Annotated in this window: 23 protein-coding genes; all 23 read left to right on the top strand. The window is 40.6% G+C overall.

The window, feature by feature from the left end; all coding sequences use genetic code 11:
• The first annotated feature begins 2 nt into the window (after positions 1–2).
• On the top strand, positions 3–584 hold the full coding sequence (gene folE, locus DYE54_RS04455) for a GTP cyclohydrolase I (protein WP_115310115.1): 582 nt from the start codon (positions 3–5) through the stop codon (positions 582–584).
• On the top strand, positions 562–1,398 hold the full coding sequence (gene folP, locus DYE54_RS04450) for a dihydropteroate synthase (RefSeq protein WP_115310114.1): 837 nt from the start codon (positions 562–564) through the stop codon (positions 1,396–1,398). The genes folE and folP overlap by 23 nt, the downstream gene beginning before the upstream one ends.
• Positions 1,398–1,760 (top strand): dihydroneopterin aldolase, encoded by a 363-nt coding sequence (gene folB, locus DYE54_RS04445; protein ID WP_115310113.1) that lies wholly within the window; start codon positions 1,398–1,400, stop codon positions 1,758–1,760. The genes folP and folB overlap by 1 nt, the downstream gene beginning before the upstream one ends.
• A gap of 15 nt (positions 1,761–1,775) precedes the next feature.
• On the top strand, positions 1,776–2,258 hold the full coding sequence (gene folK, locus DYE54_RS04440) for a 2-amino-4-hydroxy-6-hydroxymethyldihydropteridine diphosphokinase (protein ID WP_115310112.1): 483 nt from the start codon (positions 1,776–1,778) through the stop codon (positions 2,256–2,258).
• A 157-nt stretch (positions 2,259–2,415) separates the two neighbouring features.
• The gene (locus tag DYE54_RS04435; RefSeq protein ID WP_115310111.1) at positions 2,416–2,724 is read left to right on the top strand and encodes an FtsB family cell division protein; all 309 of its coding nucleotides are present in this window, start codon (positions 2,416–2,418) and stop codon (positions 2,722–2,724) included.
• Positions 2,725–2,857: 133 nt separating this feature from the next.
• Complete coding sequence (locus DYE54_RS04430; protein WP_115310110.1) at positions 2,858–3,343, top strand: S1 domain-containing RNA-binding protein; 486 nt, start codon at positions 2,858–2,860, stop codon at positions 3,341–3,343.
• A gap of 86 nt (positions 3,344–3,429) precedes the next feature.
• On the top strand, positions 3,430–4,326 hold the full coding sequence (locus tag DYE54_RS04425) for a Ppx/GppA phosphatase family protein (protein WP_115310109.1): 897 nt from the start codon (positions 3,430–3,432) through the stop codon (positions 4,324–4,326).
• Between the two features lie 11 nt (positions 4,327–4,337).
• Positions 4,338–5,744, top strand: coding sequence for a tRNA lysidine(34) synthetase TilS (gene tilS / locus DYE54_RS04420; protein WP_115310108.1), 1,407 nt, complete (start codon positions 4,338–4,340; stop codon positions 5,742–5,744).
• A complete protein-coding gene (gene hpt, locus DYE54_RS04415; RefSeq protein WP_115310107.1) occupies positions 5,745–6,287 on the top strand; it encodes a hypoxanthine phosphoribosyltransferase in 543 nt (180 codons plus the stop codon).
• A gap of 125 nt (positions 6,288–6,412) precedes the next feature.
• Positions 6,413–8,335, top strand: a complete 1,923-nt coding sequence (gene ftsH / locus DYE54_RS04410; RefSeq protein WP_172460556.1) for an ATP-dependent zinc metalloprotease FtsH — start codon at positions 6,413–6,415, stop codon at positions 8,333–8,335.
• 89 nt (positions 8,336–8,424) lie between these two features.
• Positions 8,425–9,411, top strand: coding sequence for a biotin--[acetyl-CoA-carboxylase] ligase (locus DYE54_RS04405; RefSeq protein WP_115310106.1), 987 nt, complete (start codon positions 8,425–8,427; stop codon positions 9,409–9,411).
• A 6-nt stretch (positions 9,412–9,417) separates the two neighbouring features.
• Complete coding sequence (locus DYE54_RS04400) at positions 9,418–10,185, top strand: type III pantothenate kinase (protein ID WP_115310105.1); 768 nt, start codon at positions 9,418–9,420, stop codon at positions 10,183–10,185.
• Positions 10,169–11,167 carry a tRNA dihydrouridine synthase DusB gene (gene dusB, locus DYE54_RS04395; protein ID WP_115310104.1) on the top strand — a complete coding sequence of 333 codons (999 nt, stop codon included), beginning with the start codon at positions 10,169–10,171 and terminating at the stop codon, positions 11,165–11,167. The genes DYE54_RS04400 and dusB overlap by 17 nt, the downstream gene beginning before the upstream one ends.
• 127 nt (positions 11,168–11,294) lie before the next feature.
• The gene (gene greA / locus DYE54_RS04390) at positions 11,295–11,768 is read left to right on the top strand and encodes a transcription elongation factor GreA (protein ID WP_115310103.1); all 474 of its coding nucleotides are present in this window, start codon (positions 11,295–11,297) and stop codon (positions 11,766–11,768) included.
• A gap of 147 nt (positions 11,769–11,915) precedes the next feature.
• Positions 11,916–13,457 (top strand): lysine--tRNA ligase, encoded by a 1,542-nt coding sequence (lysS, locus tag DYE54_RS04385; RefSeq protein WP_115310102.1) that lies wholly within the window; start codon positions 11,916–11,918, stop codon positions 13,455–13,457.
• A gap of 158 nt (positions 13,458–13,615) precedes the next feature.
• The gene (gene serS / locus DYE54_RS04380; RefSeq protein WP_115310101.1) at positions 13,616–14,896 is read left to right on the top strand and encodes a serine--tRNA ligase; all 1,281 of its coding nucleotides are present in this window, start codon (positions 13,616–13,618) and stop codon (positions 14,894–14,896) included.
• A gap of 135 nt (positions 14,897–15,031) precedes the next feature.
• Entirely contained in the window at positions 15,032–15,676 is a 645-nt protein-coding gene (fsa, locus tag DYE54_RS04375) for a fructose-6-phosphate aldolase (RefSeq protein ID WP_115310100.1), read from the top strand.
• A 60-nt stretch (positions 15,677–15,736) separates the two neighbouring features.
• Positions 15,737–16,702 carry a class II fructose-bisphosphatase gene (glpX, locus tag DYE54_RS04370; protein WP_115310099.1) on the top strand — a complete coding sequence of 322 codons (966 nt, stop codon included), beginning with the start codon at positions 15,737–15,739 and terminating at the stop codon, positions 16,700–16,702.
• Positions 16,703–16,873: 171 nt separating this feature from the next.
• Complete coding sequence (gene murA / locus DYE54_RS04365) at positions 16,874–18,136, top strand: UDP-N-acetylglucosamine 1-carboxyvinyltransferase (protein WP_115310098.1); 1,263 nt, start codon at positions 16,874–16,876, stop codon at positions 18,134–18,136.
• Positions 18,108–19,286: a rod shape-determining protein gene (gene mreB, locus DYE54_RS04360; RefSeq protein ID WP_115310097.1), complete on the top strand. Its 1,179-nt coding sequence runs from the start codon at positions 18,108–18,110 to the stop codon at positions 19,284–19,286. Before murA ends, mreB begins: the two co-directional genes overlap by 29 nt.
• A 205-nt stretch (positions 19,287–19,491) precedes the next feature.
• Entirely contained in the window at positions 19,492–20,886 is a 1,395-nt protein-coding gene (locus DYE54_RS04355; RefSeq protein ID WP_115310096.1) for an AMIN domain-containing protein, read from the top strand.
• A gap of 57 nt (positions 20,887–20,943) precedes the next feature.
• A complete protein-coding gene (locus DYE54_RS04350; protein ID WP_115310095.1) occupies positions 20,944–21,246 on the top strand; it encodes a biotin/lipoyl attachment domain-containing protein in 303 nt (100 codons plus the stop codon).
• Between the two features lie 18 nt (positions 21,247–21,264).
• Positions 21,265–23,229 carry a SpoIVB peptidase S55 domain-containing protein gene (locus DYE54_RS04345; RefSeq protein WP_115310094.1) on the top strand — a complete coding sequence of 655 codons (1,965 nt, stop codon included), beginning with the start codon at positions 21,265–21,267 and terminating at the stop codon, positions 23,227–23,229.
• Positions 23,230–23,394: the final 165 nt, after the last annotated feature.

Raw genomic sequence — 23,394 nt, 5'->3', positions numbered from 1 at the left:
TTATGAAGGAACAGGCCAGTGAGGGTATTGCTCAATTTTTAACTGCTTTAGGTATTGATTTAAAAGCAGCTGCTATGGAAAAAACGCCTAATCGGGTAGCTTCGTTGTACGAAGAATTATTTGCTGGCATGAATGTACAGAGTGCCGATATATGGGGCGAGATTTTTCCTACGGAGTATAAAGGGTTAGTTGCAGTTACAGATATTCCTTTTTACTCTGTGTGTGAGCATCATTTAATGCCATTTTTTGGTACGGTCGATATTGTATATCAACCTAAGGAAGGTCGCGTAGCGGGCCTTAGTAAATTGAGTGATTTGGTAAATGTGTTTGCTAGACGACCTCAATTGCAAGAGCGTATGACTCGCCAAATCGCGACTGCGCTTGAGACTGATTTACTGGCAGAAGGTGTGGTAGTCCGCATTAAGGCTACTCACTTATGCATGCTTATTAAAGGTGAACTGCAACAAGGTACGGCAGTAGTGACGATGGAATGTCGCGGCGTACTAAGTAAGACAGGCCAGCTTCGTGAAGAAGCTATGGCTATATTAGGAGGTACGACGGATGTTCAAACGACGCAGTTATAAATGGGACGATGGTAAGTCTTTAACATTAAATAATAGTACGCTTATTATGGGGATTTTAAATGGTACACCTGACTCTTTTTCTGATGGGGGTAAATATAATAATCCTGAAGCAGCTGTAGCTCATGCGAAAGAAATGGTAGCGCAAGGTGCCGATGTAATCGATTTAGGTGTTGAATCAACGAGACCAGGCCATACACATATTTCCGTAGCTGAAGAAATTAGTCGCATGGAAGCGTTATTAGAACCAGTATTAGCCGCTTCCAGTGTGCCTGTTTCTATTGATACCTATCGTGCGGAAACGGCGGATTATGCACTATCCCATGGAGCTCACATCTTAAATGATATTTGGGGCCTTCGATATGACCCTGATATAGCGGCTGTAGCGGCTAAGCATAAAGTACCAGTCATTATTATGCATAATCAGGATGATACCGAATATGGTGATATTATTGAAGATATGAAAGCTTTTTTCTTCGCATCCATAGACATTGCGCTTAAAGAAGGCGTATTACCTCAAAATATTTGGCTCGATCCAGGAATTGGCTTTGGTAAAACAGGGGCTCAAAATGTTGAGGTAATGCAGCGGTTAGGAGAACTTACGGCCTATGAATTTCCCGTGTTATTAGCGCCAAGTCGTAAACGATTTATTGGCTCTATTCTTAATGATTGTCCTGCTAATGAGCGTGATGAAGGAACGGTAGCGGCTTGTATTACAGGCCTGATTCAAGGAATTGATATGGTTCGTGTGCATAATGTAGATATGCATAAGAAAGCCTTAACCGTTGCGGACGCCTTGTTGAGAGGAGAGTTTTAATGGATAAGATTGTATTAAAAAATATGGGCTTTTTTGGGTATCATGGCAATTTAGAATCTGAAAATAGTCAGGGTCAACGTTTTTTTGTGGATGTGACGGTAGTGACAGATTTAACCAAAGCAGGGCAGTCTGATTTACTGGAAGACTCCATTAATTATGTTGAAATTTATAATACGGTTGAACGAATTGTAACAGGGGCGCCGCAAAAATTATTAGAAAAAGTAGGTACTTTGATTGCTGATGAATTGTGGAATACATATCGAGGTATCGTGGGACTTGCTGTAGCTGTGCGTAAACCAGCTGTACCAATTCCTGGCATGTTGGATTATGCTGAAATTACAATTACACGTGGGCAAATGTAAGGTCATGAGGTCAATATGAACTATGTATATTACATTAGTTTAGGCTCTAATTTGGGCAATCGAGAAGGGTATTTGAATCAAGCCATTGAAGGCTTACGTCAGACCGACGGTATTATTGCAGTAGAACCATCGTCGTGGTTAGAGACGGCGCCTTGGGGGAACACAGAACAAGGTCCATTTCTTAATGGTGTAGCAAAAGTGGTAAGTTCTTTGACACCAGAAGCGATGTTGCAATGTATGCAACATCAGGAATCCTTAGCAGGTCGTAAACGGGTGATTCATTGGGGACCACGCACTTTGGATTTAGATATAGTGTGGGCAGAAACTGAGCAAGGAGCACCCTTGCAGGTGGCTTTGGATCATTTGCAGATTCCCCATCCTTATATGTGGGAACGGACATTTGTATTGATTCCACTTCAGGAAGTATATCCTGATTTTACCTTTCAAGGTGAATCGATAAATCATCGGATTGCCAAATTAAAGAGTGCTGACATATAAATTTTTATAGGCTTATTATTCTGAAAAAGTGCGTCTACATATCCTTTTACAAAGGATTGAAAGTCTTGTTAAAAGCCGATAAAATGTAATTGAACCCCTTTTATAATGATGTTATAATAGGTTCATTCACAAGGTTGTTAGACAAAGAGGTACTGTCATGGCAGATGAGGCGAGAGAAACGAATATAAGGCGTAAACGGCCACAACCTAAACGGAATACGATTGTATTTTGGGCACAAATTATTGTTGTTGTGTTAGGTGCATTTCTTATTTTGCGTACAGGCTATGAAATTTATGTGATTAAACAACAACAACAGCAATTAGAGCTGCAGATTAAGGATCTAAAAGAGCGAAATGAATTGTTAGAACAGGAACGACAGCGGTTACAAGATCCTAAATCAATTGAAGATGTGGCGCGCGAAGAATTGGGCCTCGTTAAACCAGGCGAGGTACCCTATGTAAAATAAAATGTAAAGTTGGCTAGGACATTCGTGAAATAGCAGTTGACAAGGTTTTTCATACACCTATATAATGAACATAGTGTGCATAGATTAAGTGCAACAGCAGTTTTTTTGTAGTTTAGGAGGACATCGGGTTAGCATGGCCATTGAAGTTGGTAGTGTTCTTGAAGGCACAGTTACGGGTATCACGAAATTTGGAGCGTTTGTTGATTTAGGTAACAAACAAACAGGGTTAGTACACATTTCAGAAGTAGCAAATGAATATGTGGAAAATATTTCAGATTTTATTAAGGAACAAGACAAAGTTAAAGTAAAAGTTCTTAGTGTAGATGAAAAAGGTAAAATTAGCTTATCGATTAAGCAAACACAGCCTAAGCCAGAATCAGCACCACGAGCTCCTAAGGCAGAAGGTCGTGAACCAAAAGAGTTCCGTCCGCGTCAACATGATGGACATAGTCGAGTTGCTCATGATGGTAATCGTCGCAATTCCTTTGACCGTAAAAGTGGCGGGTTGTCCTTTGAAGATAAAATGAGTCGTTTCTTGAAAGATAGTGAAGAACGATTGACTGATTTAAAACGCAATACAGAATCAAAACGAGGCGGTCGAGGCGGTCGCAGAGATTAATGTATGAGATGATGCGGAGCTCCGCATCATCTTTTTTGATTTGTATATTTTGTGAATTAAAGGTATTCAATAATTGAGGTGACAAGATGAGTGAAACGATTAATAAATTAGGTATTGTCGACTTAGGGTCTAATTCATTTCGACTCTTATTGGGGACTTATGAAGGGGGCCATTGGCAGTGGGAGCCAAAACGTTTATGGGGTACTCGTTTAGGCAAACGCGCTGCTGATGGACGCTTAACAGAAGAAGCTATGACTCGGAGTATAACAGCTTTGACTGAGATTCGTCAGGCTATTGAGGCCTATGGTGCTACGAAAGTTGTCGGCGTGGCGACTAGCGCTATCCGCGAAGCTAGTAATGGTATGGAATTTATGGCTAAGGCGGGAGCTGTTTGTCCGATGGAGTCTCAGGTGATTAGTGGCGAAGAGGAAGCAGCCCTTGGCTTTGAAGGAGCGGTTACAACCTTTGAGGCTGATGCTAGACATTACGGCCTTATTGATATTGGTGGTGGCAGTACGGAGATTGCGTTAGGAACTCATGCAGGTACCTATTGGCAACGTTCATATCCGATAGGGGCAGTTCGATTAAAAGCGCGTTCGGATGAGGGCCCACAAGAAGTGTGGCAAGAGACGAGACCTTGGTTTGAGCCCTTGCCAATTGAAGGACCATTTGGTGAATTTATAGCTGTTGGTGGTACGGCTACTACCTTGGCAGCGATGCATTTGAAAATGGATGTATATAATCCAGGTAAAATTCAGGGACAACAATTGAGTCGTGAAGTCATTGAAGCTATGTTATTAGAATTGCGTTATATGACGCCAGAAGAACGTTTAAAAGTGCCAGGTTTACCAGCTAATAGAGCGGATATTATTGTGGCTGGTGGCGAGATTTTGACTTCGTTCATGGATTGGTATGAAATTCCTCATGTCATTGTAAGTGAACGTGATGGAATGGAAGGCATGGCAGCACGATTAGTTAAATAGGAGGGCCTGCTATGAGTGTACCCGATACAGTAAACGAAACTTGTATTCGTGATTTTGAAGCCTCAGTTAATAACTATGAAGTCATGCATGGCAGCGTACCATCAGGAAGTGCCGTATTGATCGCTTGTTCTGGTGGACCTGATTCAATCGCCTTATTGCATTGGTTAGTTACCTGTAAAGGATTAGGTACTATGACTAATTTAAAATTAGGCGTAGCCTGTGTTGATCACTCATTGCGACCAGAGAGTAAGGCTGAGTTAGCCATGGTAAAGATTTATGCTGAGCAATATCAATTACCTTTTTATGAATTGACGATTGACGCGGCACAACTTGCAAAGGAGCGACGACAGTCTATTGAAACAGTAAGTCGCAATGAGCGCTATGATTTTTTTAGAAGACTTTTACGTACGGAAGGCTATCAATACATAGCGACAGCTCATCATCAAGATGATCAAGGGGAGACTATTTTGGCGCATTTACTTCGTGGCGCTGGTACTAACGGTTTGCGGGGGATGCAGTGCATAGAAGGAGATTTGTGGCGCCCTTTTTTAGGCGTAACGAAAACGGCAATTCTAGGCTATGTAAAGGCCTTGGGGCTAACATTTGCCCATGATAAAACTAATGACGAGCCGTTATATTTACGAAATCGCTTGCGTCTCGAAGTCATTCCTTTATTGAAGCAATATAATCCTAATATTGTAGCAACGTTAGCGCGGCTTGGTGAAAATATGGCGATTGATGAGGCTTATTTACAACAGCAACTTGAGATTCTATGGCCTTCTTTATGTATGAACTTAGATAGTAGGACACCGGCGATAACCTTACAGCGCCAAGCCGTAGCTGACTTGCCACGAGCCTTGTTTTACCGTTTGTGGCAAAGGGTATTTTCTATATTTAATAGTGAAACTACGTTTTCACAAAAACAAGTCAATGAATTATATGAGGTAGTGCAAGGAAAAAAGCCTAAACAATTTATTCGTTCTAACGTGAAGGTTGCGGCACAATATGATATAATACAAGTTGGACGTTTAAACACTACGGACAAGGGTCACCCTGTTTATCGGTTAGTAGGGCTTCGCTGTGTGACATGGCTAGGGCCAACGGTGGCTCCACCACCATTAAAAGCTGATGAAACGGTATTAATCCCTCAAACTATGGCGAAGCAGGGACCGTATTTGCGACATCGCAAGGCTGGTGACCGTATAGTGTTACGTCGTAAAGATGGTCGTATTTGGGGTCATAAAAAATTAAAGGATTGGCTTATTGACCAAAAAATACCACAAGCGGACCGTGATGCTTTATGGTTTCTTTGTGGAGATACGACTGTGTTGGCTTTAGGAATGCCGAAGTCTATCACAATTATATGGGATGAACAGGCGACTACATACTGGGCTTGTTCTATCAAGGAGGAAAATTAAATGTTAGATTCCATCAAGGAAGTATTAATTACTCAAGAAGCGTTACAGGAACGAGTTGCTGAATTAGGTAAACAGATTTCTGCTGATTATAAAGGCGAAGAGGTTGTCCTTGTGTGCGTGCTTAAAGGAGCGGTTATGTTCTTTGCTGATTTAGCACGTTCTATTGAAGGTGATGTAACCTTAGATTTTATTTCCTGTTCTAGCTATGGTAATAGTACACAAAGTAGCGGTGTTGTGCGGATTATGAAAGATTTAGATAAACCAGTAGAAGGGAAGCATGTTATTGTAGTTGAGGATATTGTAGATACTGGCAATACGCTCCATTACTTGTTAGAAAATCTAAAATCTCGCAATGCTAAAAGTGTTCGATTAGTGGCTTTGCTTAATAAACCAGATCGTCGTACGGTAGAAGTTCATGTGGACTATCAAGGCTTTGTAGTTCCGGATTATTTTGTGGTAGGTTATGGACTCGACTATGCGGAGCAATATCGTAATTTACCGTATATTGGTATATTGAAAGAAGAGGTATATCAATCTAAGTAATCTAATGTATACAATGAAATGCATTGTATGTACGATGAAAATATGATAATATGTTGGTCAGAGTATATTTTTCGATATAGAAATGGCTGATACCATGTTGAGAATGTTTTGAAAGGGGTAATAGATTGGGTCGTTTTATGAAAAATGCACTGCTTTACATTTTAATTATTGTAGCAGCCGCCACGGTAATTAATTCGTTCTCCAGTACAAATACGGCAAAGTCAGAGATTAGCTATACGAGCTTCTTACAACAAGTGGCTCAGAAGAAAGTAGAAAAGATTACGATTACAGATAATCATTCCATTGTTGGTACTTTAAAGAATGGTACGGAATTTAGTACGTATGCACCAACAGATCCTACTTTGATGAATCAACTGACTCAAAATGAAGTTGAAATTACAGCAAAACCACCAGAACAACCTTCTTGGTGGATGGGGCTTCTTAGCTCCGTGTTGCCAATTTTCTTATTAATTGGCGTTTGGTTCTTTATTATGCAGCAAACCCAAGGTAGTGGTGGCCGCGTAATGAACTTTGGTAAAAGCCGTGCTAAAATGCAGGGTGAAGGCAAAGTCAATGTTACATTCAAGGATGTGGCAGGTGCTGATGAAGCTAAGCAAGAACTTGAAGAAGTTGTAGAATTTTTACGCAATCCAGGCAAATTTAATGCTATCGGTGCGAAGATTCCTAAAGGGGTATTGTTATTTGGCCCTCCAGGGACCGGTAAAACCTTGCTTGCCCGTGCAGTAGCAGGCGAAGCTGGTGTTCCGTTCTTTAGTATTAGTGGTTCCGACTTTGTGGAAATGTTTGTCGGTGTAGGTGCTTCTCGTGTGCGTGACCTCTTTAGTCAAGCTAAGAAAAATGCACCTTGTATTATTTTTATCGACGAAATTGATGCAGTAGGTCGTCAACGTGGTGCAGGTCTTGGTGGTGGTCACGATGAACGTGAACAGACTTTGAACCAATTGCTCGTTGAAATGGATGGTTTTGGTGCTAATGAAGGTATTATTACCATTGCAGCGACTAACCGCCCTGATATTTTGGACCCTGCTTTATTGCGTCCAGGTCGTTTTGACCGTCAAGTAACGGTTGATAAGCCAGACCTTCGTGGTCGTGAAGCTATCTTAAAGGTTCACGCTCGTAATAAACCATTAGAAGATGATGTTAATTTACAAACGATTGCTAAGAAGACACCTGGCTTTACAGGGGCTGACTTAAGTAACTTATTGAATGAAGCCGCTTTATTAGCAGCGCGTCAAAATCGTAAAAAGGTAGCTATGGCCGATTTAGAAGAAGCGAGTGAAAAGGTAAGTTATGGTCCTGAACGTCGTAGTCATGTAGTGAGTGATAAAGAACGTCGTTTGACAGCGTATCATGAATCTGGTCATGCAATCGTGGCTCATTTATTACCAGAAGCTGACCCAGTTCATAAAGTTACGATTATTCCACGCGGTCGTGCTGGTGGTTACACTATGATGTTGCCAGTGGAAGAACAAAACTATATGACTAAATCGCAAATGTTAGCCCGTATCCGCGTGGCCTTAGGTGGTCGTTGTGCGGAAGCGCTAGTATTGAAAGAAATCAGTAGCGGTGCTTCTGGCGATTTACAGCAGGTAACTAACATTGTTCGTCATATGATTACACGTCTTGGCATGAGTGAAGAATTGGGGCCACTTGTATTTGGTGAGCATCAGGAACAAGTGTTCTTGGGTCGTAGCCTTGGCCATGAACGTAACTATGGTGAAGCGGTTGCTGAGAAAATTGATGCGGAAATGCATAAGTTAGTATCTGAAGCATACAATGACGTAATGCAATTGTTATCCGATAATATTGAGTTTTTACATAATATGGCCAATGTATTGTTAGAAGAAGAAACGATTGACCATACACAAATTGAAAACTTGTATAAATACGGTACTATCACAGATCCTAACAAGGTTGAAGTGAATGAAGCCAAAAGTGCATTAGAAGCAGCTGGTATTATTGTGCCAGATGCCATTGGTGCAGACTCTACAGTAAAAGCTGAAGAATCTACGACGAAAGATAACTAATCTTAGCACAAGCGAATAATAATCGGTATACACCGATTGGCATAGGGCCGCCGGTAGGCGGCCCTTTTTCATGAAGGAGGCATCGCGCTATGAGAGATGCAATTTTAGAATTATTACGTGAGAATAAAGGTAGCTTTGTATCAGGTCAACGTATGTCGGAGCATTGTGATGTGTCACGTACGGCCATTTGGAAACATATAGAGGCATTGCGCAAAAAAGGCTATGTTATAGAATCTTTTACTAAAAAAGGGTATCGTTTAATGGATGAACCTGATATAATGAGTTGGCTTGAAATGGAATCTGTTTTGACCACGAAATCGTTTGGTCGTCATTACAAATATTTGGAAAGCGTAGAATCTACTAATCGTATTGGTCGTGAGATGGCTAATGAAGGAGCACCTGAGGGGACTGTTATTGTAGCTGAAGAACAGGTGGCCGGTCGTGGCCGTTTAGATCGTGGATGGTATTCGCCATATGGGAAAGGGCTATGGTTTAGTCTTATTTTACGGCCTAAATTTCCGCCTATTGAAGCCCCTAAATGCACTCTTATGGCCGCGGTAGCGTTGATTAAAGCATTCCGTCGTTTAGGTTTACAGACGGCAGGCATTAAGTGGCCTAATGATATTTTAGTGAATGGCCGTAAATTAGTGGGCATTTTAACTGAAATGAATGGCTCTATGGAAGAAATTTCCTATATTGTTATGGGAATTGGGATTAATACGAGCAGTACGTTAGAAGAAATTCCTGATTTCTTAAAAGATATTGCCACTTCCTTTGCCATGGAAGGGGTTACGGTAGATCGCCGTGAAGCCTTAAATACCATTTTAGAAGAATTGGAAATGCAGTATAATAAAGTGTTGGCTGAGGGCTTTAATAGTACCTTGGCTGAATGGAAAGAATTGAGTATTACTTTAGGTAAAGACGTTGAAGTGCGGGCACCTGGTAATACGTATGAAGGTAAAGCCATCGACCTTGATCAAGATGGCAATCTTATGATAGAACGTGCTGATGGCTCCGTAGAACGAGTGGTGGCCGGTGACGTATCCATACGACCAGCACATAAAGTAGGAGGCTAATTTAACATGTTATTGGTGATTGATGTAGGAAATACAAATATTGTTCTGGGTGTGTATGACAAAAAAGAATTGGTCGGTCATTGGCGTATTTCAACAGACCGAGTGCGCACCACTGATGAGTATGGTGTAATTATAATGAATTTATTTTTCCATGACCGTCAGGTTAATGTGAACGATATTGAAGCCATTATTATTTCCTCTGTAGTACCACCGTTGATGCCAACCTTAGAACGGGTGTGCTTGCGTTATTTTAATGTAAAACCAATTATTGTAGGCCCTGGGACTAAAACGGGGATGGCGATTAAATATGATAATCCACGTGAAGTAGGGGCCGATCGTATTGTCAATGCTGTAGCGGCCTATGAAAAATACGGCGGACCACTCATTGTGATTGATTTTGGTACCGCTACTACATATTGTGCTATTTTAGAAAATGGTGATTACATTGGTGGGGCAATCGCACCAGGTGTGCAGATTTCGGCCGAAGCGCTTTTCCAGCGGGCTGCTAAGTTGCCTCGTATTGAAGTCCGTAATCCAGGACAAGTAATTTGTCGTAATACGGTGACTTCTATGCAATCTGGAGTTCTTTTTGGTTATGTGGGTCAAGTGGAAGGCATCGTAGGTCGTATGAAAAAAGAAATGCCACCAAATGTTAAAGTCATTGCTACTGGTGGCCTAGCGCATTTGATTAATGCAGAAACCGATGTAATTGATCACATTGAACCTATGTTAACACTAGAAGGATTACGATTGTTGTATGAAAGAAATAAATAATGACACTTGGTATATTGGTAAGGTAGCCATTTCTGGTAAGGCGGTACTAGCGCCTATGGCTGGTGTTAGCGATATTGCGTATCGCTTATTGGCCAAAGAACAAGGGGCAGCTCTTGTTTGTACTGAAATGGTGAGTGCCATGGGCATTAAGTATGAGAATGAACATACCAAAGAGTTGCTTTACATGGAAGAGGTAGAGCATCCCGTGTCTATGCAGATTTTTGGCTCTGATCCAGAAGCTATTGCCTTAGCTGCCAAGGTGGTAGAACGAGCTGGTGCTGATATTGTAGATATTAATATGGGGTGTCCCGTTAAGAAAGTTGTGTCGTCTGGTGATGGTTCAGCGCTTATGAAAACACCGGATTTAGCAGCACGGGTTGCTGAGGCAGCCGTTAAGGCTGTAAAGGTACCGGTTACGGTAAAAATGCGACTAGGTTGGGACGAAGAGTCTAAAAATGTGTTAGACTTTGCGAAACGCATAGAGTCTGTAGGCGTAGCGGCAGTCGCCGTACATGGGCGAACACGGGAGCAAATGTATATGGGGCAGGCTGATTGGTCATATATTAAAGCGGTAAAAGAGGCTTTAACAATTCCTGTGCTCGGTAATGGTGATGTGATTGATGCTAGGTCGGCTAAGGCCATGCTTACGGAAACGGGCTGCGATGCTGTATTAATTGGTCGAGGTGCTCAAGGTAATCCTTGGATATTTAATGAAGTGAATCAGTATTTAAGAACGGGTACAGTTTTATCTAAACCATCAGCGCTAGAACGACTTCAGATGTTACGACGTCATTTTGAATTGTTGTGCCATTACAAAGGAGTTGGCTTAGGGGTGCGAGAAATTCGGACCCATGCTGGTTGGTACATTAAAGGGTTACCAGAAGCGGCTAAGTGGCGCAACCAGATTAATACCTTACATACGAAGGAATCCTTCCTTGCCGTATTGGACAGGTATGAAGCTGAATTGACAACAGCAATGTAATATTGATATAATGTTACGAGTAAATTGCGTAAATATATGTGATGATAAAGTAAAGGTGTCAGTATATTGACACTTTTTCTTTATAGCTTTTTATAGCTAATGGAAATATAGAAAGAGGAGTTCTATTATGGCAGAAGTAAAAGAAACGCTGTTAACCGCAGAAGGTCTTAAAAAACTTGAAGAAGAATTAGCTCATTTTAAATCGGTTCGTCGTATTGAAGTAGCGCAACGTATTAAAACTGCTATTGAATATGGCGATATTAGTGAAAACTCAGAATATGATGATGCTAAGAATGAACAAGCGTTCATTGAAGGTCATATTATTGAATTAGAAAATAAAATTAACACGGCTAAGATTATCGACGAAAGTACGCGTAAAAATGTGGTATCCGTTGGTAGTAAAGTTAAATTATTAGATGAAGAATATAATGAAGAATTAGAGTATGTAATTGTTGGTTCTTCCGAAGCTGATCCATTTAACAATCGTATTTCTAATGAATCCCCTGTAGGTAGCGCTATTCTTGGTAAGAAAAAAGGGGCTACTGTGGAAGTAAATACGCCTGATGGGGTAGCTACTTTTAAAATTTTAGCAATTAGCTAATGATTCGTATATAGCGGTAATGGTAAGTATTCGTTATAATGATAGAGTGAATACGTGCATTATCGTATTGTCAGTAATTATACCGAGTGGCCGTGTTGATGGCGGCGTTAGTGAAGGTATAATAGTTGAAGTTAGGAGGCCATGTAAGTGAGCGAAGAAAAAGCGACTACAGTACAAGAACAACAGCAAGAATTAAATGACCAAATGTTAATTCGTCGCGAAAAGCTTGCACAATACGAGGCAGACGGAGTGTATCCTTTTGGCCAGCGTTTTGTAGTACAGCAGCATGCGGCAACAATAAAAGATAACTTCCGTGATTTTGAAGATCAACCTGTGACCGTAGCCGGTCGCGTTATGACTATCCGATCCCATGGTAAAACCGCTTTTGCCAATATCCGTGACTTATCGGGCGATATTCAAATTTATTTGCGTAAAGATATGCTTGGTGAAGAGGCTTATAAGCATGTTAAAATGCTTGATATGGGTGATATTGTAGGGATAGAAGGTCATGTGTTCCGCACTCATATGGGCGAAATTACCATCAAAGTTGACAAATTGACGTTGCTTTCCAAGTCTTTACGTCCATTACCTGAAAAATGGCATGGCTTAAAAGATACTGAACTTCGTTATCGTCAACGTTATGTAGACTTAATTGTAAATCCAGAAGTGCGTGATACCTTTGTAAAACGTACGCAAATCGTAGCTAAAATGCGTCAATATATGAATGCACATAACTTTATGGAAGTGGAAACGCCAATGCTTCATGCGATTCCTGGTGGTGCAGCGGCCCGTCCATTTATTACCCATCACAATGCATTAGATATTGACATTTACATGCGTATTTCACCAGAATTACATTTAAAACGTCTCATCGTTGGTGGTTTAGAACGAGTATTTGAAATTAACCGTTCTTTCCGTAATGAAGGGATTGATAATCGTCATAATCCTGAATTTACCATGATGGAATCTTATCAGGCCTATGGCAATTTTGAAGATGCGATTGAATTGACTGAAAACATCGTGGCATACTGTGCCCAAGAAGTACTGGGGACTACTAAAATTAACTATCAAGGCACTGAAATTGATTTAACTCCACCTTGGAACCGAATGACGATGCAAGAAGGGATTAAAAAATATACTGGTGAAGATTTTGATGCTATTGAAACGATTGAAGAAGCGCGTGCTATTGCGGATCGTTTAAATGTAGAATATACAGATCGTGACGGTATTGGTAAAATTATTAACCTTTGCTTCGAAGATTATGTAGAAGAAAACTTAATTGAACCAACAATCGTATATGGTCATCCAATGGAAATTTCCCCACTTGCTAAACAAAATCGCGAAAAGCCATTGACTACTGAACGTTTTGAAGCGTTTATTTATGGCCGTGAATTAGCTAATGGGTATTCCGAGTTAAATGACCCAATCGACCAACGCCAACGTTTTGAAAAACAATTACAGGAACGTGCTGCTGGTGATGATGAAGCACATCGTATGGATGAAGACTTTGTAGCCGCTTTGGAATACGGTTTACCACCAACAGCTGGTCTTGGTATTGGTATTGACCGTTTAGTTATGTTCTTGACTGATTCCGCTTCGATTCGTGATGTATTGTTGTTCCCACTTATGAAACCTGAGTTGGATGCAAAACCATCTGATACTGAAGATAGCGAAACAACTGATAAATAAATACTAAGAGGCTAGTAATGGATTTGTCATTACTAGCCTTTTTATCATGCAAAACAGCCCTTTTGCATGGCAAAAATTAACTAAATGTGGTATGATTAAGTGTAATTAATAATACATGGGCCCTTGGGGTACACTTTTTTTAGTAAGAGGTTATGGATATGTTAGATTTACGTTTCGTTCGAGAAAACCTAGAAGCAGTACAACAAAACTTGGATAATCGCCATACCAATGGGGATTTGGAGAATTTTGCGAAATTATATGATTTGCGCAAGGAATTAATTCAAGAAGTAGAACAGTTAAAAGCACAACGCAATAGTGTTACCGCTGAAATTAGTGCTTTGAAGCGCAATAAAGAAAATGCTGATGATAAAATTGCCGAAATGCAAAAGGTAGGCGATAAAATTTCTGAATTAGATAATAAAGTGCGCGAGACTGAAGCAGCCCTTCAGAATATTGCTCTTATGTTACCTAATATGTGTGATACATCAGTACCTGTTGGGGCTGATGAAAACGATAATCCTGAAATGCGCCGTTGGGGTAAGCCGCGTGAATTCGATTTCCCAATTCAAGCTCATTGGGATTTAGGTGAAAGCCTTGATATTTTAGATTGGGAACGTGCGGCTAAAGAAAGTGGAGCCCGTTTTACATTCTATAAAGGGTTAGGTGCTCGTTTAGAACGGGCGTTAATTAATTTCATGTTAGACCTTCATACCGAAAAACAGGGATATACTGAAATGATGACTCCGTATATGGTAACGCGTCAAACTTTGACTAATACAGGGCAATTACCAAAATTTGCTGAAGATATGTACAAAGTAGAAAATACGGAATACTTCTTAATTCCAACTGCTGAAGTTACATTAACAAACTTCCATAGTGGTGAAATTTTGAACATGGATGAATTACCTAAATATTATACCGCTTTCACAGCTTGTTTCCGTGCGGAAGCAGGCTCGGCTGGTCGTGATACTCGTGGTCTTATTCGCCAACATCAGTTTAACAAAGTAGAAATGGTTAAATTTGCTACTCCTGAAACTTCATATCAGGAATTAGAATCTTTGACTGATAATGCAGAAGAAGTACTTCGTTTATTAGAATTACCACATCGTGTGATTACCCTTTGCACAGGGGATATTGGTTTTGGTTCGGCTAAAACGTATGACGTAGAAGTATGGATGCCAGCTCAAGATTGTTATCGTGAAATTTCCTCTTGCTCGAATATGACTGACTTCCAAGCGCGCCGTGGTAATATTAAATTCCGCCGTGAAGCTAAAGGTAAACCAGAATTTATTCATACATTAAATGGGTCTGGCTTAGCTGTAGGGCGTACGGTAGCGGCTATTTTGGAAAATAACCAAGAAGCTGATGGTTCTGTACGTATTCCTAAGGTGTTACAACCATATATGGGTGGCGTAGAAGTTATTAAGCCAGTGAAATAAGAAACTGAATGACTAATATAGAATGCGTCATCGAGTAGTAACTGTTGTTAAGTAAGTGCAAACTGAAGTTTATAGAATATGAGTTTGCCTTAATTTAACATTAGTATAGTGTGTATTATAATAAAAGGAGCTCTTATGAAAATCTTTATTGATACGGCCAACTTTGATGAAATTAAAGCAGCCTATGAAATGGGTTTTATTGCAGGGGTAACTACCAATCCATCCTTAATTGTTAAGGAAAAACGTGATTTAAAAGAAGTAATTAAACAAATTGCTGAATTAGTAGAAGGTCCAGTCAGTGCAGAAGTTATTGCTACTACAGCGCCTGAAATGATTAAAGAAGCGCATGAGCTTGTAAAATTAGGCAGCAATGTAGTTATTAAAGTACCAATGACTGAAGAAGGGTTAAAGGCAGTTTCGGTGCTTAGCAAAGAAGGTATTAAAACAAATGTGACCTTAATCTTCTCTGTAAATCAAGCTTTATTAGCCGCTCGTGCAGGTGCAACATTTGTAAGTCCTTTTGTTGGTCGTATTGATGATATGAGCATGGATGGCATTACCTTAATTGAAGATATTGCTGAAGTATTTATGGTTCATGATATTAAAGCTGAAATTATTGCCGCTAGTGTACGTACGCCAATGCATATGACACAATGTGCTAAAGCCGGTGCTCATATTGCTACGGTGCCATACAAGGTGTTAACTGCCTCTATGAAACATCCATTAACGGATGCAGGCCTTGCTAGATTCTTAGCCGATTGGGAAGCAGCCAACAAATAAATGGGAACAGGTAGAGCCCTGCCTATTTAAAAAGAGGGCATTTTAAGGAGGTAACGAACTGTGGATAGAACATTAGCTTTGGAATTTGTACGTGTAACGGAAGCAGCTGCGCTTCGTAGTGGTCGTTTGTTAGGTCGCGGTGAAAAAGACGGAGCCGATCAATTAGCTGTTGATGCTATGCGTCAAACCTTTGATACGGTACCTATTTCTGGTACTGTTGTTATCGGGGAAGGGGAAATCGATGAAGCACCTATGCTATATATTGGTGAAGAAGTAGGTGCTGGTGGTGAAGCGGTAGATATTGCCGTTGATCCAATTGAAGGAACTAATCTAATTGCTAAAGGTCAAAACGGTGCGATTGCAGTATTAGCGATTGCTCCTAAAGGTGGCCTACTCCATGCACCAGATATGTACATGCAGAAATTGTGTGTAGGTCCTCGTGCTAAAGGTGTTATCGATTTAAATGCTAGTGTTACTGAAAACTTGCGTCGTGTTGCTGAAAAAATGGAACGCGGTATTGATGATTTAACAGTTGTTATGCTTGATCGTCCTCGTCATGAAGCTATCATGCGTGAATGTCGTGAAGCGGGTGCTCGTATTCGTTTAATTACTGACGGTGATGTAAATCCAGCTATGGAATGTGGCCTTGAAGGGTCTGGCATTCATATGGTTATCGGTACTGGTGGAGCTCCAGAAGGCGTATTGGCCGCGGCTGCTTTAAAATGTACTGGTGGCGATATGCAAGCTCGTTTGTTACCTGAAAATGATGAAGAAGTTCGTCGTTGTCATGCTATGGGGATTACAGATTTGAATAAAGTATTAACGATTGATGATTTAGTACATGGGGAAGATGTTATTTTCTCTGCTACGGCTATCACTGAAGGTAATATTTTAGCAGGTATTAAATACTTTGCTGGTGGTGCTCGTACGGAGTCTGTCGTTATGCGTTATAAAACAGGTACAGTTCGTTTCGTAGATACTATCCATCGCTTAGACCGTAAATTAAAATCTATGAAAGCTCGTTAATAATTAAAATAGCAAGCTATTATAAGAGGAACCTTCGTGAGGTGGTTCCTCTTTTTACGTTTATAGGGTACTTGCTGAACAAGCTGTTTTAAAGTATACTATAAGGTAGAATTTATGGATAAAACTATCTTGACTATAGATGAATAGATTGCATTATGGGAGGAAGTATTGTTGGAAAAGCTCATCATTAACGGTGGTAAACCGTTGAATGGTCGCGTACGTGTAAGTAGCGCTAAAAATGCGGTGTTGCCGATTATAGCGGCCACCATGTTAGCATCGACACCAAGTCGATTAGTAGAGGTTCCTCATTTAGAGGATGTACATACAATTTGCGAAGTAATTGCCTCTTTAGGGGTAAAGGTTACTAGAGATGAAGCTAAGGAAGAAATTATATTTGATGCCGCTAACATTACGGCTACGGAAGCTCCCTATGAATTAGTACGCCGCATGCGGGCGTCCTTTTTAGTGATGGGGCCTTTATTGGCTCGTCGTGGGGAAGCGCGTATTTCCCTGCCTGGAGGTTGCGCTATTGGTAGTCGCCCTATTGATTTACATTTAAAAGCGTTTGAAGCATTAGGAGCTACTATTGAAATGGGGGATGGCTATGTACTAGCCACGGCTCCAGAAGGGTTAAAAGGAAATCAAATTTATTTAGACTTTCCTAGTGTAGGTGCTACTGAGAATGTAATTATGGCAGCCTCTATGGCTGATGGTAAAACGATTATTGAAAATGCTGCGGAAGAACCTGAAATCGTAGATTTAGTAACTTATTTGAATAGTATGGGTGCCGATATTCGCGGTGCTGGTACGAATGTCATTCGTATTCAAGGTGTAAAAGAATTAAAAGGGGCAACGCACACGGTTATACCTGATCGGATTGAAGCGGGGACGTATTTAATTGCAGCAGCTATGGCTGGTGGCGATGTATATGTAGAAAATGCGTTATCGGAGCATTTAAAACCAGTAGTAGCTAAACTAAAAGAAGCGGGTGTACGTGTAGAAGAAGACGTAGATGGTATTCGTGTTGTATCTGATGGCAAGGTGAAAGCTGTCGATATTAAAACGCTGCCATATCCTGGCTTCCCTACAGATATGCAAGCTCAGTTTATGGCGTTTACTACTATTGCTGAAGGTACAAGTACTGTTATGGAAACAGTGTTTGAAAACCGCTTTATGCATGTCGATGAGTTGAAGAAAATGGGTGCTCAAATTCGCATTGAAGAGCGTCGTGCCATTGTGGATGGGGTAGCTAAATTAAAAGGAACTGAAGTACGAGCTACTGATTTACGAGCTGGTGCAGCGTTAGTATGTGCTGGCCTAGCGGCTGAAGGCGTTACTAAAGTGACACAGTTATCTCACATTGACCGCGGTTATGATAACTTAGTAGGCAAATTAAAAGGACTAGGTGCTGACATTGTTCGGGTGGACGAGTAAGAAAAAAGTAAGTCGTGCTGAAGTGTTACAAAAAAGAGCTGAGCGACGTAAGAAGAGCACGCAACCGATTGCGACGACAACGCCTAAAATACAGAGTCGTAAAGAAAGAACAACTATTTCGCCCTTTGAACGACTGGCTTTATGGTGGGCTTATGATATTGGCATTGATTTAGGAACGACCAATGTATTGATTTACATTAAGGGGAAAGGTGTTGTTCTTGATGAACCAGCTTATGTAGCTTGGAATATTAACACCCATGAAGTAGTCGCTGTTGGTGAAGATGCACGAATCATGTTAGGACGAACGCCAGCTGATATTGAAGTCATTAGGCCACTTCAGGATGGCGTTATTAATAATTATGACATGACGGAATTTATGCTTCGGTACTATATTAAAAGCGTACTTCCAGCTTCGTCATTATTTAAACCACGCATTGTTATATGCGTACCTTCGGGGATTACACCGGTTGAAAAACGCGCTGTTATTGAAGCCGTGTTACAAACGGGGGCCCGTAAGACTGTTTTGATTGAAGAACCCTTGGCTGCTGCATTAGGCACAGGGCTCGATAAAGCCACCTCCGCTGGGGCTATTGTTGTTGATGTAGGCGGTGGTACAACGGATGTAGCTGTTCTTTGTACGACTGGGGTAGTTGTGAGCAAATCCCTTCGTATGGGGGGCGATAAATTTGATGAAGCTATTATCGCTTATATTAAGCGACGTCGTAAATTACTAATTGGTCGTCGTACGGCTGAAGAAGTTAAAATTGCTATTGGGACAGTAGATCGCAAGGCGCCTATTGAAGAAATTACCGTTCGTGGGCGTGATATTGTGAGTGGTTTACCTAAAGCAATTACCGTTACGTCAAAAGAAGTGCAAAAAGCACTTGAAAGACCTGTTAGTATTATCTTAGAAGGGATAAAGGATATTTTAGAAAAAACGCCACCTGAATTAGTAGCCGAGATTTGTGACCATGGCATAATTTTAACCGGTGGTGGTGCTCTTATTAGCGGTTTTGATCGCTTGATTACGAGGGCTATTGGTGTAGCAGCATATTTAGTTGATAATCCACGCTATTCGGTCATCGTAGGTACGGGACGAGCCCTTCGTGAAATGGATCGTTTTCAAGATAGCTTAGAAGAATTACAGTAAGACTGTGATTGTGATATAGTAATATATTAATAGTGAATGCTAGGTAGTTAACTAATTTTATTAGGTAATTAATGCATAGTAATTTGAGTGAGCTCTGAAAGGAGCTCACTTTTTGCTATATTATTTCATCTTTTCAAAAGAGTTATATGATATAATAAATAAAATAGGAATTCGAATTGATTAATTAACAACTTTAGGAGGGATTATGAAGGCATATAAGCAGACACTCAAATTGGCTATATTGGCAGGCCTTATAGGCTCTGGGACTGTGTTTCATAATATGGCAGCTGATTTGACGGCTGTGCGAGCGACTAATGAAACTGGCCATACCCGGGTTGTGTTGGATATGCAGGGTCTCCCTAATGGATGGAGTTCTATTTATAATGAAAATGGCCAACAATTAAAAGTGCATTTGCCGGCAACGACGAATAAAACATCAGGGCCAGTGCAGTATAATAATCGTAATAGTGGTGTGCTTAAAGGGGTATCTTTAGTGGCGACTAATGATGGCCTAGATATGAGCTTGGCTGTTAATCAAGATGTGCGCTATCATATTTTTACACTAGAAGAACCTGATCGAGTTGTTCTTGATTTATTTAATAATTATGAACAGCGGACGACTAAGTCGTTAAAATCAGGTGTGACGCATACACAATGGGATACAAGTACGGACACGGGACGAGTAAAAGTTGATGTATTAGAAATTGGTCCTTTAGAACCGGTAGAGGCTGTAACAGGACATGAGGGTGGTCAAAACTTACAAGAGCTGGCACCGGCGGGCGCGATCGCAGTAGGGATTCATAAAGTGGGAAGCGTAGAGCCTCGTGTGGAAAAAGACAGTGACGTGTCGACAATTAAAACGGCTTCAGGCGCTATTATTCCTATTGTTGATAGTCGTGAGATTACACCGTCTGCATCGATTCGATATGTGCCAAGCCAAGGGTATGTATTTGATTTACAATCTAAAAAATTACAGCTTACAGAAGGCGACAAAACATATGTAGTGAATGGCATTAATCGCTCTAGAGGGGCGAATGAACTGATTGCTTATAATACATATTATGGCACCTCGACGGGGACGAATATATATGGCCAAGAAGTGACGATTCGTAAAAATAAGGTAGTTGCTAAAAATCAAGCGAATTCTTTACTAGCTAGTGGCGATATTGTACTATCTGGTCATGGCACGATGATACCCGTGTTACAAGCGCTACAAGTTGGCGATGTAGTAGACCTACAAATTATTCAACCAGTGGCTACGATTAGTAAAGTTGGCACCATGCTTGCTTCTGATGATTACATTGTATTGAGAGATTCTGTTGCTACTAGTTATGATGAAGGGCGCTATCGAGGACGGACGCTGCTAGGTGTAAAAGTAGATGGTTCTTTAGTTGTATTAGTAGCTTCTGGCAATTACCGTGCTTATACAGGGATTACTTTAGCGCAAGGTGGTGCCAGGTTAAAACAATTTGGTGCCATTAATGGGATTGATGTGGGCTTTAACCAAGATAATGATATTTGGGCGAATGGAGTTTACATTCATCGCGATGTAACCTCTAGCGGTCCTGCTTTATATGAGCGAGCTATTATCTTTCCCTAATTAATTTGCTATTTCGTGTTATAATATATATAGACGTTAGTCAAAGGAGGAATTTATATGAAAAAATATATGAAATTGTTTGTAATGGCTGCTATAGGTCTAAGTGTAGCAACCGGCTTTGTGTTCAATGCCTCCGCAGCCAATGTCAACCAAGAGTCTGTGTTAACAGGTCAAGTAGTATCGGTAGTACCAGTCGGTACAGCCGTTAAAGAAGGAGACGTACTTGTTACGGTTCAATCTTTAACAGGTCCTATGCCAGCTGCTCGTTCCACTGTTAATGGGGTCGTTACGAATGTATCCGTAAAAAATGGTGATCAAGTAACACGTGCTCAGGTTGTAGCCGTGGTTGATGGTAAATAGTATAGAGAGGAGATATGAATGAAGTTAATTCGTTCATCACGCCGGTATATGAAAGGTGTACTGGCGCTTTTCTTTTATTGTACAGTAGCGTCTTCGGCGCAGGCTGTTGATTTCTTGCCTGTAGCAGACGTGCGTACGGGAATGGAAGGGCATGTTGATACCGTTGTAACTGGTGACGATATATCCAGTTTTAATTTAAAAGTATTAGGTGTTATGAAAGACCGCGGCCCATCAGGTGATTTGATTTTAGCTAAATTTTCAGGCCCTGTTATGGATCAAACCGGTGGCATCGTTCATGGTATGAGTGGTAGTCCTGCTTATATTAATGGCAAGCTTGTAGGGGCTGTAGCCTATGGTTGGGGCTTTGCTGATGGCACTATTGGCATGATCACACCGATTGAAGATATGGTTAAGTTGTGGAATATTCCCTATGAAAAGAATTTAGCTAATCCATGGCGGGATAGCCAATTGATTCCCTTAGGTACACCACTTATGGCCTATGGCTTTGATCCAGAGGCTTTAGCATACATGAAGGATAAATTACCTTCTTATCAATATAGTACCTATGATACGGCAGCCGCTGATGGTGATGATGTGGCTAAGCCTCTTAAAGCTGGTGGTTCAGTAGCTGCTTTATTAGTGGATGGTGATTTGAAACTAGGCGCTATTGGTACGGTTACCTACGTTGATCAAGATAAGGTTGTTGCTTTTGGGCACCCATTTTTAAAACGGGGATCCGTAGGTTATTTTATGCACAATGCTTCTATTTTCACTGTTGTGAAAAGCGTGGAATCTGGTTTTAAATTAGGTTCTATGGGGGCTGAAGTGGGAGCTGTCACAGAAGACCGTGGTGCAGGGATTGCTGGTAATTCAGGACAAATTATTAGTGGTATTCCGATGGCCATTACAATTCGTGATCTAGATATGAATCGCACTCGGGAAGCGGGGGTTAAAGTTGTAGAAGCTGATGAATTGACGCCTACACTAGGTGCTACAGCGGTATATAGCTTTTTAAGTAAGACGCTAGATCGCAGTGGTGAAGGGACTTCAACTTTGACAGTCAAAATTCAGCCACGAGATAGTAAAATTCCTGCTTTAGAACGAACTAATATGTTTTATTCGTCAGAAGCTATTGGCGTGAAGAGTGTGGATGAATTTTATAATATTCTCGATGTACTTATGAATAATCGTTTCATTAATTATGAAATTGCAGATATTCAAGTGGATGCGTCTGTTACGAAGGATACGAAAACCGCTATGATTGCTGATGCAACTTTGTCGCCTGCTGTAGCGGCCCCTGGTGATACGATTGTTATTAATGTGAAATTGCAGCCGTTCCGTGGTGAACCGGTGACTAAAGAAATTTTCTTTACGGTGCCTAAGGAGCAACCTTTAGGGGAAGTAACCCTTGAAGTACGGGGCGGTGGCGTTATTCCGTTACCTTATTTATTAGAAAAGCAAAAATATAATTTAACCGATGAAATTATTCGTCGTTTGAAAACATATAAAGATTTTGATGAATTTTATAAAGAATTGCGTAATACGGATACGAATAATCAAATTGTCGTTGAAATTTTGGAAGATGGTGTTAGCATGGTGGAAGATGGCGATGGTTCATCGAGTAAGAGTGCTAAAATCGATGGTGTAGAAGATACTCAGATTCCAGGTGCTGTGCCAAAAAGTAAGGCAAAGGAAAATATTCCAGGAATTGATGATAATAATGATAAGGAACCATATAAAGCTAAAATTGATACGGAATATGTAATTCGGGGCGATGGACAATTCGTGTTAAATATCATGTCACCGGCTGATCGTGATAAAGCAAAAGCGAAATTAGCTAAGGAACATGCGAAGAAGTTAAAAGAAGAAGCTAAACAGGAAGGCAAAGCATCTGAAACCAGTAACGTTGCTAGCAAGTCTAGTGGTACAGATGATAATGGTTCAGATGACGAAGCTACCAAGTCTGATGAAGATCTTAAATAAGTAGTTAGATAGCTGTATGACTAATCTCACGGGATTAGTTATACAGCTTTTTCTTAATTTTGAATTATGATTTACTTGTTATGGAATCTGTATGGTTAAAATTGTAAAATAATTGAAAATTTTTAAAAATAATCGAAAAAAATCGACAGATTCGCTATTGGTACT

Origin of the sequence: Veillonella criceti, assembly GCF_900460315.1 — a bacterium.
In the GTDB taxonomy this organism is placed as follows: Bacteria; Bacillota; Negativicutes; order Veillonellales; family Veillonellaceae; genus Veillonella_A; species Veillonella_A criceti.
Note: the sequence above shows the minus strand (reverse complement) of the source record. Positions and strands in the feature narration are given on the sequence as shown.

Coding starts and splice junctions, on each gene's coding strand:
- DYE54_RS04355 (WP_115310096.1), top strand. CDS start 19,492: ATGAAGGCATATAAGCAGACACTCAAATTGGCTATATTGGCAGGCCTT.
- DYE54_RS04425 (WP_115310109.1), top strand. CDS start 3,430: ATGAGTGAAACGATTAATAAATTAGGTATTGTCGACTTAGGGTCTAAT.
- hpt (WP_115310107.1), top strand. CDS start 5,745: ATGTTAGATTCCATCAAGGAAGTATTAATTACTCAAGAAGCGTTACAG.
- DYE54_RS04435 (WP_115310111.1), top strand. CDS start 2,416: ATGGCAGATGAGGCGAGAGAAACGAATATAAGGCGTAAACGGCCACAA.
- folE (WP_115310115.1), top strand. CDS start 3: ATGAAGGAACAGGCCAGTGAGGGTATTGCTCAATTTTTAACTGCTTTA.
- DYE54_RS04400 (WP_115310105.1), top strand. CDS start 9,418: ATGTTATTGGTGATTGATGTAGGAAATACAAATATTGTTCTGGGTGTG.
- folB (WP_115310113.1), top strand. CDS start 1,398: ATGGATAAGATTGTATTAAAAAATATGGGCTTTTTTGGGTATCATGGC.
- greA (WP_115310103.1), top strand. CDS start 11,295: ATGGCAGAAGTAAAAGAAACGCTGTTAACCGCAGAAGGTCTTAAAAAA.
- folK (WP_115310112.1), top strand. CDS start 1,776: ATGAACTATGTATATTACATTAGTTTAGGCTCTAATTTGGGCAATCGA.
- DYE54_RS04350 (WP_115310095.1), top strand. CDS start 20,944: ATGAAAAAATATATGAAATTGTTTGTAATGGCTGCTATAGGTCTAAGT.
- DYE54_RS04345 (WP_115310094.1), top strand. CDS start 21,265: ATGAAGTTAATTCGTTCATCACGCCGGTATATGAAAGGTGTACTGGCG.
- dusB (WP_115310104.1), top strand. CDS start 10,169: ATGAAAGAAATAAATAATGACACTTGGTATATTGGTAAGGTAGCCATT.
- DYE54_RS04405 (WP_115310106.1), top strand. CDS start 8,425: ATGAGAGATGCAATTTTAGAATTATTACGTGAGAATAAAGGTAGCTTT.
- serS (WP_115310101.1), top strand. CDS start 13,616: ATGTTAGATTTACGTTTCGTTCGAGAAAACCTAGAAGCAGTACAACAA.
- DYE54_RS04430 (WP_115310110.1), top strand. CDS start 2,858: ATGGCCATTGAAGTTGGTAGTGTTCTTGAAGGCACAGTTACGGGTATC.
- folP (WP_115310114.1), top strand. CDS start 562: ATGTTCAAACGACGCAGTTATAAATGGGACGATGGTAAGTCTTTAACA.
- fsa (WP_115310100.1), top strand. CDS start 15,032: ATGAAAATCTTTATTGATACGGCCAACTTTGATGAAATTAAAGCAGCC.
- tilS (WP_115310108.1), top strand. CDS start 4,338: ATGAGTGTACCCGATACAGTAAACGAAACTTGTATTCGTGATTTTGAA.